Raw genomic sequence first — 18,491 nt, forward strand, 5'->3', positions numbered from 1 at the left:
TTAGTGGAGAGAAATTATGAAGAAAGTGCGTTGTTTGAGCATCAATTTTGGTTAAAGGTACTTACTGATCATGCACAATTTTTACTGGATGCATTAGCTCCGAAGGAAAAAGAGGATATAAAAAAAGCTACTTACTTTGTTGAAACATTTACGAATTTGTTAAATAAAGTTCGGAATGTGAATCTGATGGCATTTTCAAAAGAGGCAGAACAAGCCGCTAAGGAGATTCGGGCGTTTAAATTAAATATTATACAGAAGCAGTTGGAAGGGAAAATTACGATTCATTTTACGCCAACTTTTATTAATCATATGGTAAACGAAGTGGAAGAGTATATAGCAGTTTTAAAGTTTTTGAAGAAAGGGGAAGTTCCGCCTGTTTTTCATGAATTACATTATCATCTCGTTTGGTTAACGGATGCGGCTGGTCATGCAGGCTCTATTTCTGGTGGATTAGATCTTGTTGAAAAAAGATTAAAAGAGAAAAGCGAAGAATTTACGAAGCATTTTGAACAATTTTACTTAAAGGCAGTTGAAATGACAGGGTATTTACGAACGGAGCTTCATCATTTTCCAGCATTAAAGAAGTTTACGAAAGATGTTTCACTTGAATTGAAATTATTTTCGCATTTTTTACATGAAGTGGAAGAGCTCGAGTTATCGAATGAAGTATTAAGTGTATTATCGGCTAGAATGGCAGATCATATGGCAAGAGAGGAATGTTACTACTTATTAAAACTAGCTCAATCGTCTGGACTTGAAATGCCGAAATGTAATCCGCTTTAAAGAAAAAGAGGTCAATTTTATTTGGCCTCTTTTTCTGTTTTATTGTCTCTTTTTATTTTTGCTTGTTCAATGCTTGCCTGTAATGTCTCCATAATATTAATGATGTTCGGAGTTGGAGAGATTGTTTCAGTTTTTTCCTGTTGTTCAATTTTATTCTCGATTAATTCGGTAAGGGCTTCTTTATATTCATCTGTATACATTTCTTGTTCAAAAGGATTTGTAAGGTGGTGGATTAAATTAATTGCTGCGGTGAGTTCTTGTTTTTGTATAGGATAATTTTCGTTACTTGGTAAGTTAGGTGTATTTGTTATAGCGCGAATTTCATTAGGGTAGTGGATGGTTTGTAACATTAGTCCATCTTCAAAGTTACGGATAATAGCTAAATGCTGTTTTTTTCTAATGGAAATATGGATAAGACCAAGTTTATTTGTACGTTCAAGAGCTTCTTTTAATAATAAATACGATTTTTCATGTCCTGAGGTAGGGCCTATAAAATAAGAACGATCGTAGAGAACAGAATCAATTTCGTTATTTTGGACAAAAGATATAATACGAATAGATCTTGGTTCGTGAGCTTTTTGCAACTCAGCTAATTCTTTTTCATCCATAATAATGTACTTATGAGGTGCGTATTCATAGGCTTTTACAATATCTTTATCATCAATTTCTTCATCCGTACAATCAGGAGCAAATTTTTTATATTTAATAGGTGTTAAGCATTCTTTATGAAGACTTAAAAATTTTATATCGTTTTCTTCTACGGCACTGTATAGTTTGATTCCTATATTTAATAGTCCAAGTGAAAGGGCACCTTTCCATACGGTATGCAAATGAAGCCTCTCCTTTCATTCAAAAATGATTATGTATATTATGAGATAGTAAGAAATTTCCTATACGTTTTTTGTTTTTACGGAATGTTAAGCAGGAGGATGTGGGATATAAAATATATTGACAAGCCCTCCAAAATATTTTAATGTGATTGTATAAAATTGTGTATATAAAGGGGAGTAACTTATTACAGTAAAGTCGTCATTACAGGGAGAAACCCTCGGCTTTATTGGCAACGTTTCGTTGTTAGTGAGACCTTTACCAGCAATGGTAAAGGCCCCTTATTGTCTTTTTTAGGACCCTTACCATGTTTGGTAGGGGCCTTTTTGTATACAAAGAGAGGAGATATAAAAATGAAAAAACTTATTAGTAGATTAAGAGTTGTATTTCATGTTCGCCGATTTGTTCCATTCCTATTTGACTTTTTCACTTCAAAAGAGGTTTCAATAAAGAAGAAAATTTTATCTATTGCGTTTTTAGTTGGTTATGTTGCGATGCCGCTTGATTTAATTCCAGACTTCTTACCGTTTATTGGTATTTTAGATGATATTGGAATTGTGTTATTTATTTTGAACCGAATTGTAAAAATGGCGCCAGTTCAATTACAAGAAAAGCATAACGTAAACGTAGGATAGGAGTTGGGGTAGAAAATATGGAGCAAATTATTTTAGATATAATCGAATTTTTAAAGCAGTTTTCTTATTTTGGAGTTGTGTTAGCATTAACGTTTGAATTTATTCCGGCAGAAGTAGTTTTGCCCATGGTTGGGTATTGGGTATACGAGGGTGATATGAATTTTTGGCTTGCTGTACTAGCCGGAACGCTTGGCGGAACGACAGGACCGTTAACGTTATACGCACTCGGTTATTACGGTGGCCGTCCTCTATTAATAAAATACGGGAAATACTTCTTCATTAAAGAAGAACAAATTCAAAAAGCAGATGATTTCTTCGAGAAATATGGACCGGTTGTAGCATTTGTTGGACGCTTTGTACCGGGAGTTAGAACGCTTATTTCTGTTCCATGTGGTATGGCGAAAATGAACATATGGAAATTCAGCATATATACATTTGTAGCAATGTTCCCGTTAACGACTTTATATGTTTATTTTGGAATGAAATTAGGTCCGCATTGGGAAAAAGCAGCAGATGTTGTTGGGCAATATATGCTACCGATATTAGGCGGCGTTATTCTTATCGTGGCTAGTATCTTTGTCTATAAATATATGAAGAAAAGAAACAAAACGGAATCTATCTAGTCATTTGAATATTTTTTGAAAATAGATGAATAGTACAGGCAAAAGACTCTGAGGGACATACACATATAGGGAATATAAAAGAGAGAGGGGAAACAACTATGTCTTGTGAGTGCTCAGGGTCAGCATTAACTTGTTGTCCAGATAAAAATTATGTGCAAGATAAAGTGTGTAGTCCGTGGTCTGCTACTGTAGTTGCAACAGCAATTGATAATGTTCTCTATACAAATAATATTAACCAAAACGTAATTGGTACTGGTTTTGTTAAATATGATGTTGGACCAGGCCCAATTACTGTAGAGGTACTTGATTCTGCTGGGGGTACAATTGATACACAAACATTAAACCCAGGAACGAGTATTGCTTTTACGTATCGCCGCTTTGATAGTATACAAGTTGTGTTACCTGCAACACCTGCTGGAACGTATCAGGGAGAATTTTGTATTACAACACGTTATCCACTTTCATAGCAGAATAGGAGAGGATCGAAATGGGAATGAGAAGTTCCAGTTTGTCTTGTTGTTCTAATAAAACACTTGTGCAAGACCAAGTATGTACAGACTGGTCTATTACAGGTGCTGGTACTCAAATTGTATATACAAATAATATCACGCAAGAAGTATATGGTTCAGGCTACGTGAAGTATGATGTAGGTGCCAACCCGATTACAGTTGATTTTTTAGTAGGTGCAACAGTAGTTGATACAATTACTGTACAACCACAAAGTAGTGGTACTTTCACTGTCCGATATTTTACTACTGTCCGAATTACTACGACAGGAACGACTGTTAATCAAGGCGAGTTTTGTATTACAGTACGTTATCCAATTTCATAAAAAAGCATACCGTAAATGGTATGCTTTTTTTTAGAAAGTAATGAAATTGGTATTCTATAAGCAACATGTAAATTCGCAACAGTACTTGCCTTCTAAATATAGTGAAGGATTACTTGTTATATTAATAATACTGACTGACTGTAAGTCTTTTCCTGTGTACGATATTGTATTGCCAGGAAACACAGTGAAAATATTGGTTACTGTTCCAACGATTTGAATTGTAATTGCTTCGGTGCTGCTAGTACTATTGTAAACCGAGACAGTACCTGATATAAGTAGTATCCCATCACTTTGCCATAGTATCATTGATTGTGATGCATCTTTGACAGAGGGGATGGTGTTATTAGTTATGAGGAAATTCCCTGCAAATTCATTTGTTACTCGCTCGCAATTTGGATTTGGAGGAGGGGGCGGTGGACAAGGGTCTGGACAAATAATAGATAAAGGAGCGAAACAGCCGATATTTTTTTTATTCTTCAATACAACCCCTCCTTTTAAGTTGTCTTTTACTACTATTAAATGTAAAAGCATGGCCGATGTGTTAAAAAAAGAAGGAAATATTAAAAATTAAGATTGTCTAATAGGCTTAAACCTTAACTTATCATTAGCGTTATAGAAAAGATTATATGTGAATAGTCATAGGAAAAGAATGATCAGACTCTTTTAGACAAAAGGTGGTTGTATACAATAGTACGAGGAATGTTGGACTTAATTTCTAATTAACTGTATATTTACAAAAATCTAATAAAGTTCATTTGTTATTTAAACGACATTAACATGTATTAGATAAAATAGCCCTTGTAATGAATCAATTATTATGAGGAGGATTCACGTGGACAGAAATGCTCTAAGAAAAGTAAAAGGCCTTATTGGATTATTAATGGTTTTTGTATTAGCATTCGTATCATTTCCGTGGAGTACATCAGTCAAGGCGGAAGAGAAAAAGCAAGAAAAGGCATCAAGTGAGAAGAAGATAGTTTTTCCAGTTGTAAGTGATGTGCATATTAAAAATAGTGGAACAGATGATACGTTTCGCTGGAAAAGAGCGATCGAACAGTTTAATACATTAGCACCGAAGCAAGATGCATTTGTTATTGTAGGTGATTTCACGGATACAGGATCGGTGCAGCAATATGATCGTTTCATGCAAGTGTACAATGAAAATGCAAATAAAGATGCTGTGCGAATGAATTCTCTTGGTAACCATGATTATTGGAACGGTTTATCTGTAGAAGGTGCGCAGAAGCGCTTCTTAGAAAAAACAGGTATGGAATCAATTTATTATCATAAAGTGGTAAAAGGTTATCACTTCCTTGTTATGTCTCCAGAGAATGGAACAACTCATGGATATTATTCAGACAAGCAAATTAATTGGTTAAAAGAAGAAATGGCGAAAGCACAAAAAGATGATCCAGAAAAACCGATTTTTGTATTTTTACATCAACACATTAAAGAGACAGTATACGGTAGTCATGAATGGGGAACACAAGATAGCGCAAAAATTAATGCGGTATTAAAAGAATACCCACAAGTTATTACGTTTTCAGGTCATTCACATTATCCATTAGATGATCCAAGATCGATACATCAAAAAGACTTTACATCAGTTGGTACATCTTCAGTAAGTTATATGGAAGTTGAAGGTGGTAAAGTACAGGGGAATATCCCGCCAGGAGCTAGTACGTTAAGCCAAGGTTTATTAGTAGAAGTAGATGATAAAGAAATAACGATTAATCGTCGTGATTTCCATACGAATTCTTGGACAGGCGAGCCTTGGAAAATTAAATTACCAGCAAAGAAAGAAACATTTACACATGTAGAAGATCGTGATAAAGAAAAGCCTTACTTTGCTAAGGATGCAAAGCTTGCTGTATCAAATGTAACAGAAAATGCGGCAACAGTAACATTCCCGCAAGCATTGGACAACCTTCTTGTTCACTCTTACCGTGTACAGGCTAGAGATAAGCAAACGGGTGAAATAAAAAATAAATTGTTAGCATTCTCAGAGTTTTACCGTGATCCAGTGCCAAAAGATCTTACATTTACGCTTGCAGGGTTAGATGGCGGGAAAACATATACACTTGAAGTCGTTGCAATCGATTCATTCGGTAATGAAACCGCACAGCCGTTAACTGCGGAAATTACTACGAAAAAAGATAATATTGACCCGAATGTGAAAGTACCAAAAGCTGATGTTTTCGATGTAAACTTTGCAGATGGTACATTTAAAGACAATTCACCATTTGGTACAAAAGGTGATGTGAAGGGCAATGTGGTTATTGAATATGATAAAGCATTGAAAAAGAATGTGATGAAGTTAAACGGACAATCTAATACATTTGGATACCTTCCATTTTCAGCAGCACAAAAAGAAAAAGTAGCAAATACATTTACGCTAGAAACGGTATTTTCAATGAATCAAATCCGTGGCCAAGGTATTTTGCAAAATACAGAGAGCGGCGGAATTGGATTTGAGTCTACAGGAAGTGGATATGTTGAATTATGGGCTCACATTGGTGGCAGCTATAAACGTGTTGGAGTTCAATTAGAAGCGAACAAAACGTATCATTTAACAGGAACGTATAACGGAAGTGAAGTCGCAATTTACGTAGATGGTAAAAAAGTAAATAGTCAGCCAGCTACTGGGAAAGTGTATCATCCAAACGTACCATTTGCATTTGGAGCGGATCCTGATAGTAACGGAAATGGTGGTATTCCGTTAAATGGGCAAATCGCGCTTGCGAAATTATATAGTAAAGCGTTAAGTTCTTCAGAAGTATTAGCAGCGTACAATGAGTTTTCTAATCGTACGAAGTTAGAGCAAGTAACTGCTTTATTTGAAGAGCTTGGAAAAGTAAAAGAAGTGTTAGCTGGAACGTATGGATTTGGAGATAAGCCAGGTCAATATTCAAAGGAAGCATTTCAAGAATTAGAGAAAAGCTATAATAATGCAAAACAAGTGTTTGAAAATATAGGGAGTACGGGAGAGCAAATCGTTCAAACATATAACGAATTAAAAACAGCTAATGTAACATTTGTACAATCTAAAGTAGTAGAACAACCGAAAACACCGAAAGAAAAATTACAAATCAATATTGAATCTGCAAAAGCAGTAGTGAAAAAAGCGCAAGATGCAAATGTAACGGACGGTTCAGTGAAATCACTGAGTCAAAAAATTACAGTGGCCGAAGCTGTAGTGAAAGATGTAAAAGTAAAAGATGCACAGGTAGAAACGATGAATCGTACATTAGAGCATGCGATTTCACTCGTTGAAAAAAGTATGAACAAATAAGAGAGAGGAAAAGAAGCTTATCATGATAGGCTTCTTTTTTGTTATACTAAAATTAGTATAGAATGAAGGAGCGAATAATTTGGAAGAGAAAAAGCTAAAAAGAATTCTTGAATATGTATGGATCGCGGTTGTGCTCCTTGTAGGATATTATTTCTTAAAAGAGAAAAGTATTTGGGTTTTATTTTTAATGACTTTCTTATTAGCAGGACTAGGAACGTTATTTATTAACTTTTTCTTTGATAGTTTAAATGCATGGAAGAATAAAAAGAAGGGAACGAAGTAAAGGAGGGAATATATGCAAAAGTGGAAGCTCATATATCAGGTGATTATTTTCCTATTGCTTGTAGGTATTGGAATTGTTAAATACGCAACACCAATAGGAAATTGGGCATGGTTTACAGCTTGCATTGGCATATTTTTCATTTTACAATCGTTAACGAAAAAATATAATAGTACAGAAAAATAGCTCGCCGCTAAAACGGCGAGCTATTTTATTATGCTTTTTTCTTTTCATCATTCGTTTTTTCGGTAGCTAAATGACTATGTTTCCTAGAGTAGAAGAAATAGAAGCATAAGCCGACTATAAGCCAAACTGCAAAGCTAATCCATGTTGTTTTAGACAAATTGATCATTAAATATAAGCAGCAAAGAATCGCGACAACTGGTAGTACAGGTACGAAAGGTGTGCGGAATCCGCGTTTTAAGTCAGGGTGTGTTTTTCGTAAAATAAGTACTGCGCAGCAAACGAATGTAAAGGCTGTTAATGTACCGATGTTTACTAAATTCGCTAGCAAATGTAAATCTAAAAGTCCTGCTAATAAAGCAGCAACAACGCCAGTAATCCACGTATTTAATAAAGGGATTTTTACTCTTTTATTTACACGTGCTAACGCTTTTGGAAGTAGACCGTCACGGCTCATTGCATACGAAACGCGAACTTGTCCATACATAACGACTAAGAGAACGGTTGTCATTCCAGTCATCGCTCCGACAGCGAGTAGTCCTGCAATTGTATCCTCACCAACGAAATGCAATGCAAATGCAACTGGATCAGAGACGTCTAATTGCGTATAAGGAACCATACCTGTTAAAACGAAAGATACAATCATATATAAAACAGTACAAATAAGAAGAGAACCGATAATACCAATTGGTAAATCACGCTGCGGTTTTTTCGTTTCTTCTGCAGCGGTTGCGATTGCATCAAAACCTAAAAAGGCGAAGAACACAGTGGCAGCCCCAGTAATAATACCGTCGTATCCGAATGGGATGAACGGTGTCCAATTTTCAGGTTTTACATATTTTGCACCTGCTACGATAAAGGCAATGATAACAGCTAGTTTAATAAGAACCATAATATTATTAATGCGTGCACTTTCACGTATACCAAAACTTAAAAGGCCAGTAATAAGAAGTAAAATGCAGACAGCTGGTAAATCGATGAGACCACCTTTTCCTACGCCGGGGGCCGAGGCGATTATGGCGGGCAGGTGTATATTGAATCCTTGTAGTAATGATTGCAAATAACCAGACCAACCGACAGCTACTGCCGCGACTGCAAGTAAATATTCGAGCATTAAACACCATCCGACGATGAAGGCGACGACTTCTCCGACTGTCATATATGCGTAAGTATACACACTTCCTGAGACAGGAATAGAAGAAGCAAATTCAGCATAACAAAAGGCTACACAAGCACAAGTAAATGCAGCGATAAGGAATGATAGCATAATACCAGGACCAGAATGTTTTGCTGCAACAATACCTGTTAATACAAAGATCCCTGTCCCAATTACGGCGCCAATCCCTAAAAACGTTAAATCGAGTGCAGTTAATGTTCTATCTAGCTGCTTTGGTGATTCAGTACTAAGCGCTTTTTTTCGTAATAATGACTTCACTTTGGACTCTCCCCCCGTTTTTTCATTTCCATAACTGCGACTATAGTATGAGCCCATTAAAAAAGAGTAAGTAAGTGGAGGTGCAGTTATGGTATGTAGTTTTTTAAAATTGCTGGATTAATCTTAATATAATTCAGAATATTTTGTCAAATAAAAATATGACAAATAAAATGCGGATCAATAGGGGAAACTACTTGCAGAAATGGACGGGGGTTAACGACCCACTGATTAAAGTTAAAGTAGGAGCAGATGCTATGTTATTTTATTTTGAACTTGTCGTCATTTTACTTTGTACGAAATTAGCTGGTGACATTAGTGTGAGACTGGGTCAGCCTTCTGTACTTGGTAAGTTAATTGTCGGTATTATTATCGGTCCGGCTGTACTCGGTATTATTAATAGTTCTGAACTAATTGATGAACTGAGTGAGATTGGTGTTTTGTTACTTATGTTTATGGCGGGACTTGAAACAGATTTAGAAGAGTTAAATCGGAATTTGAAATCTTCATTTGCAGTAGCGGCTGGTGGAATTATTTTTCCTTTCATCGGTGGTTATGTAACAGGATTGCTGTTTGGATTAATACAGTCCCATGCCATTTTTTTAGGGTTATTACTTTGCGCAACATCGGTTAGTATTACGGTCCAGACGCTACGTGATCTAGGAAAAATGAATACGAGAGAAAGTACAACAATTTTAGGTGCTGCCGTATTTGATGATGTCATTGTCGTAATTTTATTGGCATTTGTAATGAGTTTTTTAGGAACACAAGATGTGAATATAACACTTGTCATTGCAAAGAAAATTATTTTCTTTGTAAGTATTGTTTTTATTGCTTGGAAAGTCGTTCCTTGGATTATGAAAATGCTTGTCCCGCTTCGTGTAACAGAAGCGTTAATTAGCGCGGCTCTTATTATTTGCTTTTCTTTTTCTTATTACAGTGAAATGATGGGAATTGCAGGCATTATTGGAGCGTTTGCAGCGGGAATTGCTATTTCTCAAACAGAGTATAAGCATGAAGTGGAACATAAAATTGAACCGATTGCTTATGCAATATTTGTTCCAGTATTCTTCGTAAGTATCGGAATGGAAATTACATTTCAAGGCATTGGAAGCCAGCTTTGGTTCATTATTATTATGACTCTCATTGCGATTTTCACAAAGTTAATCGGATCAGGTTTAGGAGCAAGGCTGACAGGATTTAACCTCCAATCTTCTATTAGTATTGGCGCGGGGATGGTATCACGTGGTGAAGTAGCGCTTATCATCGCTGCAAATGGACTTACGGCGAATTTATTAGCGAAAGAAAATTTCACAGCGATTGTTATTGTTGTTATATTGACGACGATTATTACACCGCCACTTTTGAAGAAATATTTTGTATAGAGAGGAAGGGCTTATCTGATGTAGGTAAGCTCTTTTTTTATTCCCAAAAGCAATGATCATATAGCATGAAGGGTTTGTAATTATGGTAAAATCTATGTATGTGATATGACAAGGAGAGGGAAGTGTGAAGATTACGAAGGAGAAGGTTATCGGTGTAATCGTACTTATTGCAGTATGTATACCATTTACTGCATGGAAAGAATCAAAAGTGAAAGATTTTCCGGTTTCTATTTTTTCGGAAGAAGCAGATGGTGAGTACGGTCAGAAGCTGAAATATACTGCTTTTTTACCTGATGTTGCGATTTGGATGAACGGTTGGAAAGAGAAGTGGACAGAAGGAGAAAGAACTGTTTATCAAAAAGGGAATCGCATTGTAAATGTGTTTCATCCTCCTGGCGATGATGGTTTTTACCTTCTTGAAGCAAGAGAAAATAAGTGAACGCAACCGTAAGAAGTGGAGGTTAAATAGTGAAAGCTTCAACATTACTATTTAAAATTGAAAGTAATATGGATCAATTTTCACCAGCTGAAAAGAAGGTTGCCATGTACATAATGGAGAATGCAGAGATTGTTCCGAACTTAACGACGAAAGAAGTGTCAACGAATGCAGGTGCAAGTGAGGCGAGTGTCGTTCGTTTTTGTAAGTCGATTGGGATCGGAAGTTTTAAAGCATTTAAGATAGCACTCGTTCGTGAATTAACGATTGCTGATTATAATATTAACGATTTTTCAGTGATGAATACAGAAGATGGACCGTATGATTTATTTAATAAAGTTACTTATGTGAATAAAGCTGCAATTGAGGCGAGTGTTACTGCAATAGATAAGAGGGAACTTGAGAAAGCTGCAGATCGTATTGTAAATGCGAATAAAATTATATTTTACGGAGTAGGCGGATCAGCTACGCCAGCAATGGACGGGGCTTATAAATTTACGCGGCTTGGATTTACAGCGATAATGCTATCTGATTTTCATATGATGTTGCCGCTTGTGACGAATTTAAAAGAAGGCGATATATTTGTTGCGATTTCAACATCTGGTCGAACGAAAGATGTGCTTGAAATGGCGCAGTATGCAAAGAAACAAGGTGCAACTGTTATTGGAATTACGAAATTAGATCAATCATCACCCCTATATAAAGAAGCGGATATTCGCCTTTGTATGCCAGATGTAGAACAAGATCATCGTATTGCGAGTATTGCTTCGAGAATGACGCAATTGAATATGATCGATGCTTTATATGTTATTACTTTCAATCGAATTGGTAATAAAGTATTGGATCAATTTATGGAGACGCGAGAAGAAGCGTTGCGGTTACGGAAGTTAAAGTAGAAGAAAAGATGAGGAGACTCATCTTTTTTATTATCTTTGACACAAATATGTCATGTTGTGAAATTTTATTTCATAAAATAAGAAAGAGTTATTGATTTTTAGTTTCTTAAAGTTATAATAAAAGTGTGAAATATAATTTCAAAGAGGGTGGAAATATGTTAGAAAATTTATCGACAGAACATCGTAATGAGAAAACAATGAATCTGGATGAAATGAGCATAAAAGAAGTGTTGCAAAGTATGAATGAAGAAGATCGAACTGTTGCGTTAGCAGTTGAAAAAGAGATAGAACAAATTGAAAAGGTTGTACAGACTGTTATTAAATCTTTTGAAGAAGAGGGACGCTTAATTTACATTGGTGCTGGTACGAGTGGTCGTTTAGGTATTCTAGATGCAGTGGAATGTCCGCCGACATTTGGCACGGATGATAAAATGGTGCAAGGATTTATAGCAGGTGGATTGAAAGCGTTTACTAAGGCGGTGGAAGGTGCCGAAGATCGCGAAGAGTTAGCGGAAGAAGATTTAAAAAGTATTGGATTAAATGAGAAAGATACAGTGATTGGAATTGCTGCAAGTGGTAGAACTCCTTACGTAATTGGCGGCTTGAAATACGCACAGAGCGTAGGAGCGAGTACAGCAAGTATTTCTTGTAATAAAAATGCTGAAATAAGTAAATATGCAAAGTTAAATGTGGAAGTAGAGACAGGTGCAGAAATATTAACAGGATCAACGCGTTTAAAAGCTGGTACAGCACAAAAATTAGTGCTGAATATGATTTCAACAGCTTCGATGATTGGTGTAGGAAAAGTATATAAAAACTTAATGGTAGATGTTCAATCCACGAATGAAAAGTTAGTAGAACGGTCAAAACGAATTATTGTGGAAGCAACAGGCGCTAGTTATGAAGTAGCAACAGAGTATTATGAAAAGGCAGAACGTAACGTAAAAGCTGCCATTGTTATGGTGTTGTTGCAGTGTGAGTATGGGGAAGCACTGGAGAAACTAAAATACGCAAAAGGGTTTGTGAAGAAAGCACTATAAAGTAATAGGGAGGGGATTCTATTATGAAGAAAGAAGAGAGAATGGCCAAGGAAATTTCGGAGCAACTTGGGGGAATAAAAAATATTCGTAGTATTGCTCATTGTATGACGAGACTACGTTTAACGCTTCATGATGAAAGTAAAGTAAATATGGACCTTTTGAAAAAAGTTGAAGGCGTTATGGGTGTTATAGAAGATGAGACGCTTCAAGTTGTCGTTGGTCCAGGAACAGTAAATAAAGTAGCAGCTGAAATGGAAGGTTTGACAGGACTACGAATTGGTGAGGTAGCAGATCATCACCTTGAAGATATTGGGCAAGAGATGAAATCAGAGATTAAGAAGAAAAATAATACACCGGTGAAAAACTTTTTACGAAAAATAGGAAGTATTTTCATCCCATTAATTCCGGGGCTTGTTGCGTCAGGAATTATAAACGGGGTTGCTAACTTTGCGAAAAATGCTGGTGCTGATCCAAATGCAACGTGGTTACAAATGTTACTACTCATTGGCGGCGGTATCTTTACATTCTTAGGAATTTTAGTCGGCTGGAATACAGCGAAAGAATTTGGCGGGACACCGGTTCTTGGGGCAATTGCTGGTATTTTAATTTTCAACCCGGCGATGGCAAACGTAAAATTGTTTGGTGAAGCATTAGTGCCCGGACGGGGCGGATTGTTTGCAGTTATTTTTGCAGCATGGCTTATGGTTGTAGTGGAAAGACAAGTTCGAAAAGCAGTGCCGAATGCAGTTGATATTATCGTGACACCACTCATTACTGTATTAGTTGTAAGTATCGTAACGATGTTAGCCATTCAGCCATTAGCAGGTTTCTTATCAGATGGTATTACGAGCGGAATTAATGCTATTTTAAATATTGGCGGAGCATTTGCTGGCGCAGTACTTGCGGGAACATTTTTACCTCTCGTTATGGTCGGATTGCATCACGGTTTAACACCAATTCATATGGAATTCATTAATCAAACACACGTAACACCTTTATTACCAGTACTCGCAATGGCTGGTGCTGGCCAAGTGGGCGCAGCAATTGCGATTTATGTGAAAACAAAAAACAAACGACTTCGAAATGTAATTAAAGGTGGATTGCCAGTTGGCTTTTTAGGAATTGGTGAGCCGTTATTATACGGGGTTACATTACCACTTGGGAAACCGTTTATTACTGCTTGTTTAGGAGCGGCTGTCGGTGGTGCATTCCAAGCAGTTATGCAAACAGCTTCTCTTGGAATTGGCGTATCAGGGCTATCTTTAATTCCGTTAATTGCTGACAATAAATATTTACTCTATTTCTTAGGTTTAGTAATTGCATATGCTTTCGGATTTATCTTTACGTACTTCTTCGGATTTAAAGAAGAAATGGCAGAAAACATATAGAGAAAGGGATTCCTTTCTCTTTTTCTATTAATAGAAAGGGAGATTTATATGATCGGAGTTTCCATTTATCTTTCAAAAGAACGAGTAGAGAAACAAGAAGAGTGGCTAAAAGTAGCGAAGGAAAATGGGTTTACATCTATTTTTACATCACTGCACATTCCAGAAGATGACCCAAATACGTATAAAGAGTTAATTCAAATATTAGGGAAACAAGCTCTTGCACATGAAATGGAGTTAATGGTTGATGTTTCTCCAAAATCGTTACATCATTTAGGGCTAACATATGAAAATGTGGAAGAACTATTGGACTGGGGCATTACCGGTTTAAGAATGGATTACGGCATTGCGCCAAAAGAAATTGCAAGCGTATCTCATAAGATGAAAGTAGCTTTAAATGCGAGTACGATTACAAAGCCATTTTGGAAAGAATTACTTGCAGAACATATAAGAGTAGAGAATGTAGAAGCGTGGCATAATTTTTATCCACGTCCAGAGACGGGACTAGCAAAGTCCTTCTTACAAAAACAAAATCAATATTTACAGGAGTGCGGAATAAAAACGATGGCATTTATTCCAGGAGATGCGGAAAAACGTGGTCCGTTATATGAAGGGTTACCAACGTTAGAAAAACATCGCAATATGCGCCCGCTTGAAGCGTACTTAGAACTGGTTCAAGATTGTGGCGTCGATAAAGTATTGATTGGAGATATAAGCGCAAGTTTGGAAAGTATGCAAGAAGTAGCTAGTGCGAGTAGAGGGATTATTCCATTGCGTTACAAATCATTTATAACTGATAAAGAAGTATTAAAAGTGGTGGAGCAAGTGCATACAAATAGACTAGATCCGGCTCGTGATGTTATTCGATCTGTAGAATCAAGGGAAGGAAATAGAGTGGTTTTACAGCCGATGCATACAATTGTAAGAAAGAAAGGCAGCATTACAATTGATAATGAATTGTACGGTAGATATGCAGGGGAGATGCAAGTTGCTACACATGATTTACCTGTAGATGAGAAAGTGAATGTTGTTGGAATAGTTGTGGAAGAGGACGTTTCTTTACTGCCTTATATTGGTGCTGGAAAAATGTTTCAACTTTTTCTATGCGATAGAATAAAAGCTTGAATTAGCACTATTTTGTAAGAAAACATTATCCGTAAAAGGGATAATGTTTTTTGTTTTCTTTAAAAAAGTATTTGACGAATGAAATAAAATACCGTATTGTTTTGACTTGTAAATAAAAGTTCACCATAACAAAACAAAAAGGAGAGTTCAAAATGAATCAATATATTGGGAATTTAATTATTCGTATCGTGTTAGGAGTTACGTTCTTTGCACACGGTTTAGCAAAATTTCAATCAGGTATCGATAATGTAGCAGGATGGTTTACAAGCATCGGTTTACCAGGTGGCCTTGCATACGGCGTAGCAACTGTAGAATTAGTTGGTGGTATATTATTAATTATCGGTTTAGGTGTACGATATGTAGGATTGTTATTCGCTCTTATTTTAGCTGGAGCTATCGTAAAGGTAAATGGAGCAGCTGGTTTATTAGGAGATGGAAAGAATCCAGGATATGAATTAGATCTTGCATTATTATCAATGGGTGCGTATTTATTCGTAGTAAAAGCAGAAGGATATGTAGATCGTTTCTTAAAAGAGAAAGTAATGAAAACGAAGTAAATTTTATTTATAAATTGTTGACTTGAAGAATTATTGTAACTATAATGATTACAACTAATGAATTACGAATGAAACAATTTAAATATTTTTTTACACAAGATGTAACTACATTAGTTACGTCTTGTGTAAAAATAAATAAACGGGAGGAAGTAATATGCCTAAATCGAATTTAGAAATTATTCAAAGCACGTATGAAGGATCAGCTTCTTCGAATGCAAAGCATTTAGCAGAAGCCCTCTCTGAAAAAGTGGAATGGACAGAGGCAGAAGGTTTCCCGTATGGCGGAACATATACAGGCGTAGAAGCTATAATGGAAAATGTATTTAGCCGTTTAGGATCAGAATGGGATGATTATAAAGCAAGTGTAAATACATATCATGAAGTAAACGGAAAAGATGTAATTGTTGCTGAAGGTATGTATTCTGGAGTTTATAAAGAAACAGGAAAATCATTTGAAGCAGAATTTGTTCATGTATGGCAGCTTGAAAATGGAAAAATCGTGAAGTTTAAGCAGTATGTAGATAGTCATATTGTTAGGGAAGCGATGAAGAGCTAATGCTTTTTAAATGGATTGTAGGTATATGTATTACCATTATGGTAATCATCTCTTCTATAGTTGGCGGAAAGAAATTGCTTGCATATGTGGAAAAAGAAAATACAAATATTCAAACCGAGCGAGCGGCAAACGAAAAAGAGAAAAAAGCTGCAGAAGAAGCCCCGCAAATTAGTGAAGGTGAAATTATGTCTACTATGCATAAAATGGTGCATCAAAAGGTAAAATCCTCTGAAAAATGGGGATTTGTAGAGATGACAAAAAAGGAAATTTCTAATGTAAAAAGAGATATTGAAAATAGTACAGGTTTTCAATATAAAATGAAGTTATTTTCTATTATAAATAGATGGGAAAAAGGAGATTTTTCTCAAACTGTTGAGGAGCATAACTTTTTATGGAGCCTTCAAGGTGGAGATACTGGCAAGGCGACGGAACGTTTATCGCCAGAAGAGGAAAAGCAGTATATAAAAGAAATGAAGAGAAAATAAAAACATCGCCACTTGGATGACGATGTTTTTTCATTAAGAATGTTTTCGCATTAAAGCTCTAGTTGGCTGAACGGCAACAGTTTTGAAATGAGAAAATAAATAACATCCTGTTACAACGACAATTGTTCCTAAAATTTGTATCCACGTTAATTCTTCTCCGAGGAATATGAATGCTAAAATGGCTGTGAAAATTGGATTGAAGTTTAGAAAAATACCTGATGTAGTTGCACCTAATTTTTGTACACCAATATTCCAAAATACCATACAAAGAACTGTCGAAATAAGCCCGGTATATAAAAGTGATGTGATGAAAGAAGTATTTATATTTGAAACAGTGAAGCTACCTATGTTAAACGGTAGTAATAAAATAACGCCGAAAATACCAGAGTACAACGTTGCCATAAGTGGTGTAGTTGTTTTTGTTGCCCATTTACTACAAACAGAATAGATTCCCCAAATACAGACTGCTGCAATCATCCATAAATCGCCACTATTAAAATGTAGTGAAAATAAAAGCGAGAAATCACCTTTTAATAGGACGAGGATAACCCCGAAGAATGAAAGAATCATGGATAGGATTTGGAGTGTATTTACTTTTTCTTTTAGAAATAATACTGAAAATAATGCGATTGAAATTGCATTCAATGTAGAGATAAGACCTACATTCGTAGCGGATGTTTTTTCTAATGCTAAAAATTGAAAGATGTTAAAAAGAGCGACCCCTGAAATTCCCATCAATATTAACGGAAGTATTGCGGTACGTGGTGGAAGGATTTTCTTTTCTTTAAACCATACCATTGGTAATAAACAAACAATCGCAATCATCCATCTTAAATTTGTCAGTGTCATCGGCGATGCATGATCGACGAGTGATTTTCCAACGACAAAATTTCCTCCCCATAATAAGCTCGTTAGTAATAGTAAAAAGACGTAAAAATAAGGCATGCTAAAATCCCCTTTTTTGTAATCAATACGAATTGTAAATAATTTTAGCATTTTTCTTTATTGTGTAATATATTCTTTTGTATAATGGTTAAAACTCGATAAAATATTTAGTTATAAATGATATTTACGGAATGATATTCAGTTTCGTGTAAGGTATAAGGTGTTTTTTCGAATAATCATCGGTAAGAAAAAAGGGGGAATTGTAATGGAGTCGTCTGTTATTAAAGTGTTGGATGATTTGGATGTACAAATTTTAGATATATTGCAGAAGGAGTCACAAGTAAGTAATGCAGAGCTGGCACGTCGCGTTAATTTATCACCGGCTGCGATGCATGCAAGAATAAAAAGATTGGATGGGGAAGGTTTCATCGATAAGCAAGTTGCGATTTTAAATCAAGAAAAGCTTGGATTTGATTTATTATGTTTTATTTTTATGAGTACAAATATTCATCAATTTGACAAGCTGGAAGTGTTGGAGAAAGAATTAGAATCGATGCCGGAAGTGTTAGAATGTCACTGTTTAACAGGAGAGTACGATTATTTATTAAAGGTTGCAAATCGTGATCGTAAAGAACTGGAGCAGTTTATTAGAAAGCTGAATAAGCTTGGTATTACACGTATACAGACAAGTTTAGCACTTCGTGAAATTAAATATTCGACGGTATTGCCGATACGAGATGAGGAACCGAGCATCAATTAGATTGCTTGGTTTTTTGTTTGCATAAAGTGATTGACGAAGAGAAAAGAGAGCTGTATTATTATATAAAATTATGAATTAAAATTCATTTGAAGT

Annotated in this window: 23 protein-coding genes; 19 read left to right on the forward strand and 4 right to left on the reverse strand. The window is 35.8% G+C overall.

The window, feature by feature from the left end; translation table 11 throughout:
• Positions 1-3: 3 nt before the first annotated feature.
• On the forward strand, positions 4-783 hold the full coding sequence (locus tag ACW0JX_RS04335) for a DUF2935 domain-containing protein (RefSeq protein WP_459245403.1): 780 nt from the start codon (positions 4-6) through the stop codon (positions 781-783).
• Between the two features lie 17 nt (positions 784-800).
• On the opposite strand, the gene ku is transcribed toward ACW0JX_RS04335, so the two are convergent.
• Entirely contained in the window at positions 801-1,613 is an 813-nt protein-coding gene (gene ku, locus ACW0JX_RS04340) for a non-homologous end joining protein Ku (RefSeq protein ID WP_459245404.1), read from the reverse strand.
• A gap of 351 nt (positions 1,614-1,964) precedes the next feature.
• Here ku and ACW0JX_RS04345 point away from each other — a divergent pair, with 351 nt between their 5' ends.
• The 4 genes from ACW0JX_RS04345 to ACW0JX_RS04360 all read left to right on the forward strand — a co-directional run bounded on the left by ACW0JX_RS04345 (position 1,965) and on the right by ACW0JX_RS04360 (position 3,701).
• Complete coding sequence (locus ACW0JX_RS04345; RefSeq protein ID WP_000733844.1) at positions 1,965-2,246, forward strand: YkvA family protein; 282 nt, start codon at positions 1,965-1,967, stop codon at positions 2,244-2,246.
• A 17-nt stretch (positions 2,247-2,263) separates the two neighbouring features.
• Complete coding sequence (locus tag ACW0JX_RS04350; RefSeq protein WP_000435017.1) at positions 2,264-2,869, forward strand: DedA family protein; 606 nt, start codon at positions 2,264-2,266, stop codon at positions 2,867-2,869.
• Between the two features lie 98 nt (positions 2,870-2,967).
• Positions 2,968-3,336, forward strand: coding sequence for a DUF3992 domain-containing protein (locus ACW0JX_RS04355; protein WP_001277537.1), 369 nt, complete (start codon positions 2,968-2,970; stop codon positions 3,334-3,336).
• A gap of 20 nt (positions 3,337-3,356) precedes the next feature.
• Complete coding sequence (locus tag ACW0JX_RS04360) at positions 3,357-3,701, forward strand: DUF3992 domain-containing protein (RefSeq protein ID WP_000525819.1); 345 nt, start codon at positions 3,357-3,359, stop codon at positions 3,699-3,701.
• A gap of 54 nt (positions 3,702-3,755) precedes the next feature.
• Here the strand turns inward: ACW0JX_RS04360 and ACW0JX_RS04365 are convergent, their stop codons facing one another.
• Positions 3,756-4,139: an S-Ena type endospore appendage gene (locus tag ACW0JX_RS04365; RefSeq protein WP_459245778.1), complete on the reverse strand. Its 384-nt coding sequence runs from the start codon at positions 4,137-4,139 to the stop codon at positions 3,756-3,758.
• On the opposite strand from ACW0JX_RS04365, the gene ACW0JX_RS04370 reads away from it, so the two are divergent.
• The 4 genes from ACW0JX_RS04370 to ACW0JX_RS04385 all read left to right on the forward strand — a co-directional run bounded on the left by ACW0JX_RS04370 (position 4,024) and on the right by ACW0JX_RS04385 (position 7,459).
• Positions 4,024-4,272 carry a hypothetical protein gene (locus ACW0JX_RS04370; RefSeq protein WP_459245779.1) on the forward strand — a complete coding sequence of 83 codons (249 nt, stop codon included), beginning with the start codon at positions 4,024-4,026 and terminating at the stop codon, positions 4,270-4,272. The genes ACW0JX_RS04365 and ACW0JX_RS04370 overlap by 116 nt on opposite strands.
• A gap of 261 nt (positions 4,273-4,533) precedes the next feature.
• Positions 4,534-6,993, forward strand: coding sequence for a LamG-like jellyroll fold domain-containing protein (locus tag ACW0JX_RS04375; protein ID WP_459245405.1), 2,460 nt, complete (start codon positions 4,534-4,536; stop codon positions 6,991-6,993).
• Between the two features lie 79 nt (positions 6,994-7,072).
• Positions 7,073-7,276, forward strand: a complete 204-nt coding sequence (locus ACW0JX_RS04380) for a hypothetical protein (protein ID WP_416516577.1) — start codon at positions 7,073-7,075, stop codon at positions 7,274-7,276.
• A 12-nt stretch (positions 7,277-7,288) separates the two neighbouring features.
• Positions 7,289-7,459 carry a hypothetical protein gene (locus ACW0JX_RS04385; protein WP_001174838.1) on the forward strand — a complete coding sequence of 57 codons (171 nt, stop codon included), beginning with the start codon at positions 7,289-7,291 and terminating at the stop codon, positions 7,457-7,459.
• Between the two features lie 28 nt (positions 7,460-7,487).
• On the opposite strand, the gene ACW0JX_RS04390 is transcribed toward ACW0JX_RS04385, so the two are convergent.
• Positions 7,488-8,948 (reverse strand): amino acid permease, encoded by a 1,461-nt coding sequence (locus tag ACW0JX_RS04390; RefSeq protein WP_153592908.1) that lies wholly within the window; start codon positions 8,946-8,948, stop codon positions 7,488-7,490.
• 101 nt (positions 8,949-9,049) lie between these two features.
• Between ACW0JX_RS04390 and ACW0JX_RS04395 the strand changes: the two genes are divergently transcribed.
• From ACW0JX_RS04395 to ACW0JX_RS04435, 9 genes are all read left to right on the forward strand, one after another.
• Positions 9,050-10,273 carry a cation:proton antiporter gene (locus ACW0JX_RS04395; RefSeq protein WP_043936780.1) on the forward strand — a complete coding sequence of 408 codons (1,224 nt, stop codon included), beginning with the start codon at positions 9,050-9,052 and terminating at the stop codon, positions 10,271-10,273.
• A gap of 124 nt (positions 10,274-10,397) precedes the next feature.
• A complete protein-coding gene (locus ACW0JX_RS04400) occupies positions 10,398-10,712 on the forward strand; it encodes a hypothetical protein (protein ID WP_000704960.1) in 315 nt (104 codons plus the stop codon).
• A 29-nt stretch (positions 10,713-10,741) separates the two neighbouring features.
• On the forward strand, positions 10,742-11,605 hold the full coding sequence (locus tag ACW0JX_RS04405; protein ID WP_459245406.1) for a MurR/RpiR family transcriptional regulator: 864 nt from the start codon (positions 10,742-10,744) through the stop codon (positions 11,603-11,605).
• Positions 11,606-11,760: 155 nt separating this feature from the next.
• Positions 11,761-12,645, forward strand: a complete 885-nt coding sequence (gene murQ / locus ACW0JX_RS04410; protein WP_000892348.1) for an N-acetylmuramic acid 6-phosphate etherase — start codon at positions 11,761-11,763, stop codon at positions 12,643-12,645.
• A 23-nt stretch (positions 12,646-12,668) separates the two neighbouring features.
• On the forward strand, positions 12,669-14,033 hold the full coding sequence (locus ACW0JX_RS04415; protein WP_000711293.1) for a PTS transporter subunit EIIC: 1,365 nt from the start codon (positions 12,669-12,671) through the stop codon (positions 14,031-14,033).
• Between the two features lie 48 nt (positions 14,034-14,081).
• On the forward strand, positions 14,082-15,155 hold the full coding sequence (locus ACW0JX_RS04420; RefSeq protein ID WP_000580627.1) for a DUF871 domain-containing protein: 1,074 nt from the start codon (positions 14,082-14,084) through the stop codon (positions 15,153-15,155).
• Positions 15,156-15,307: 152 nt separating this feature from the next.
• Positions 15,308-15,712, forward strand: a complete 405-nt coding sequence (locus ACW0JX_RS04425) for a DoxX family protein (RefSeq protein ID WP_001077751.1) — start codon at positions 15,308-15,310, stop codon at positions 15,710-15,712.
• A gap of 154 nt (positions 15,713-15,866) precedes the next feature.
• Positions 15,867-16,268 carry a nuclear transport factor 2 family protein gene (locus tag ACW0JX_RS04430; protein ID WP_095691356.1) on the forward strand — a complete coding sequence of 134 codons (402 nt, stop codon included), beginning with the start codon at positions 15,867-15,869 and terminating at the stop codon, positions 16,266-16,268.
• The gene (locus ACW0JX_RS04435) at positions 16,268-16,753 is read left to right on the forward strand and encodes a PRK06770 family protein (RefSeq protein WP_095691355.1); all 486 of its coding nucleotides are present in this window, start codon (positions 16,268-16,270) and stop codon (positions 16,751-16,753) included. Before ACW0JX_RS04430 ends, ACW0JX_RS04435 begins: the two co-directional genes overlap by 1 nt.
• A 33-nt stretch (positions 16,754-16,786) precedes the next feature.
• On the opposite strand, the gene ACW0JX_RS04440 is transcribed toward ACW0JX_RS04435, so the two are convergent.
• Positions 16,787-17,698 carry a DMT family transporter gene (locus ACW0JX_RS04440; protein ID WP_001146238.1) on the reverse strand — a complete coding sequence of 304 codons (912 nt, stop codon included), beginning with the start codon at positions 17,696-17,698 and terminating at the stop codon, positions 16,787-16,789.
• A gap of 205 nt (positions 17,699-17,903) precedes the next feature.
• Between ACW0JX_RS04440 and ACW0JX_RS04445 the strand changes: the two genes are divergently transcribed.
• Complete coding sequence (locus ACW0JX_RS04445) at positions 17,904-18,398, forward strand: Lrp/AsnC family transcriptional regulator (protein ID WP_000446096.1); 495 nt, start codon at positions 17,904-17,906, stop codon at positions 18,396-18,398.
• Positions 18,399-18,491: the final 93 nt, after the last annotated feature.

This window comes from Bacillus sp. C-3-6 (assembly GCF_054509685.1).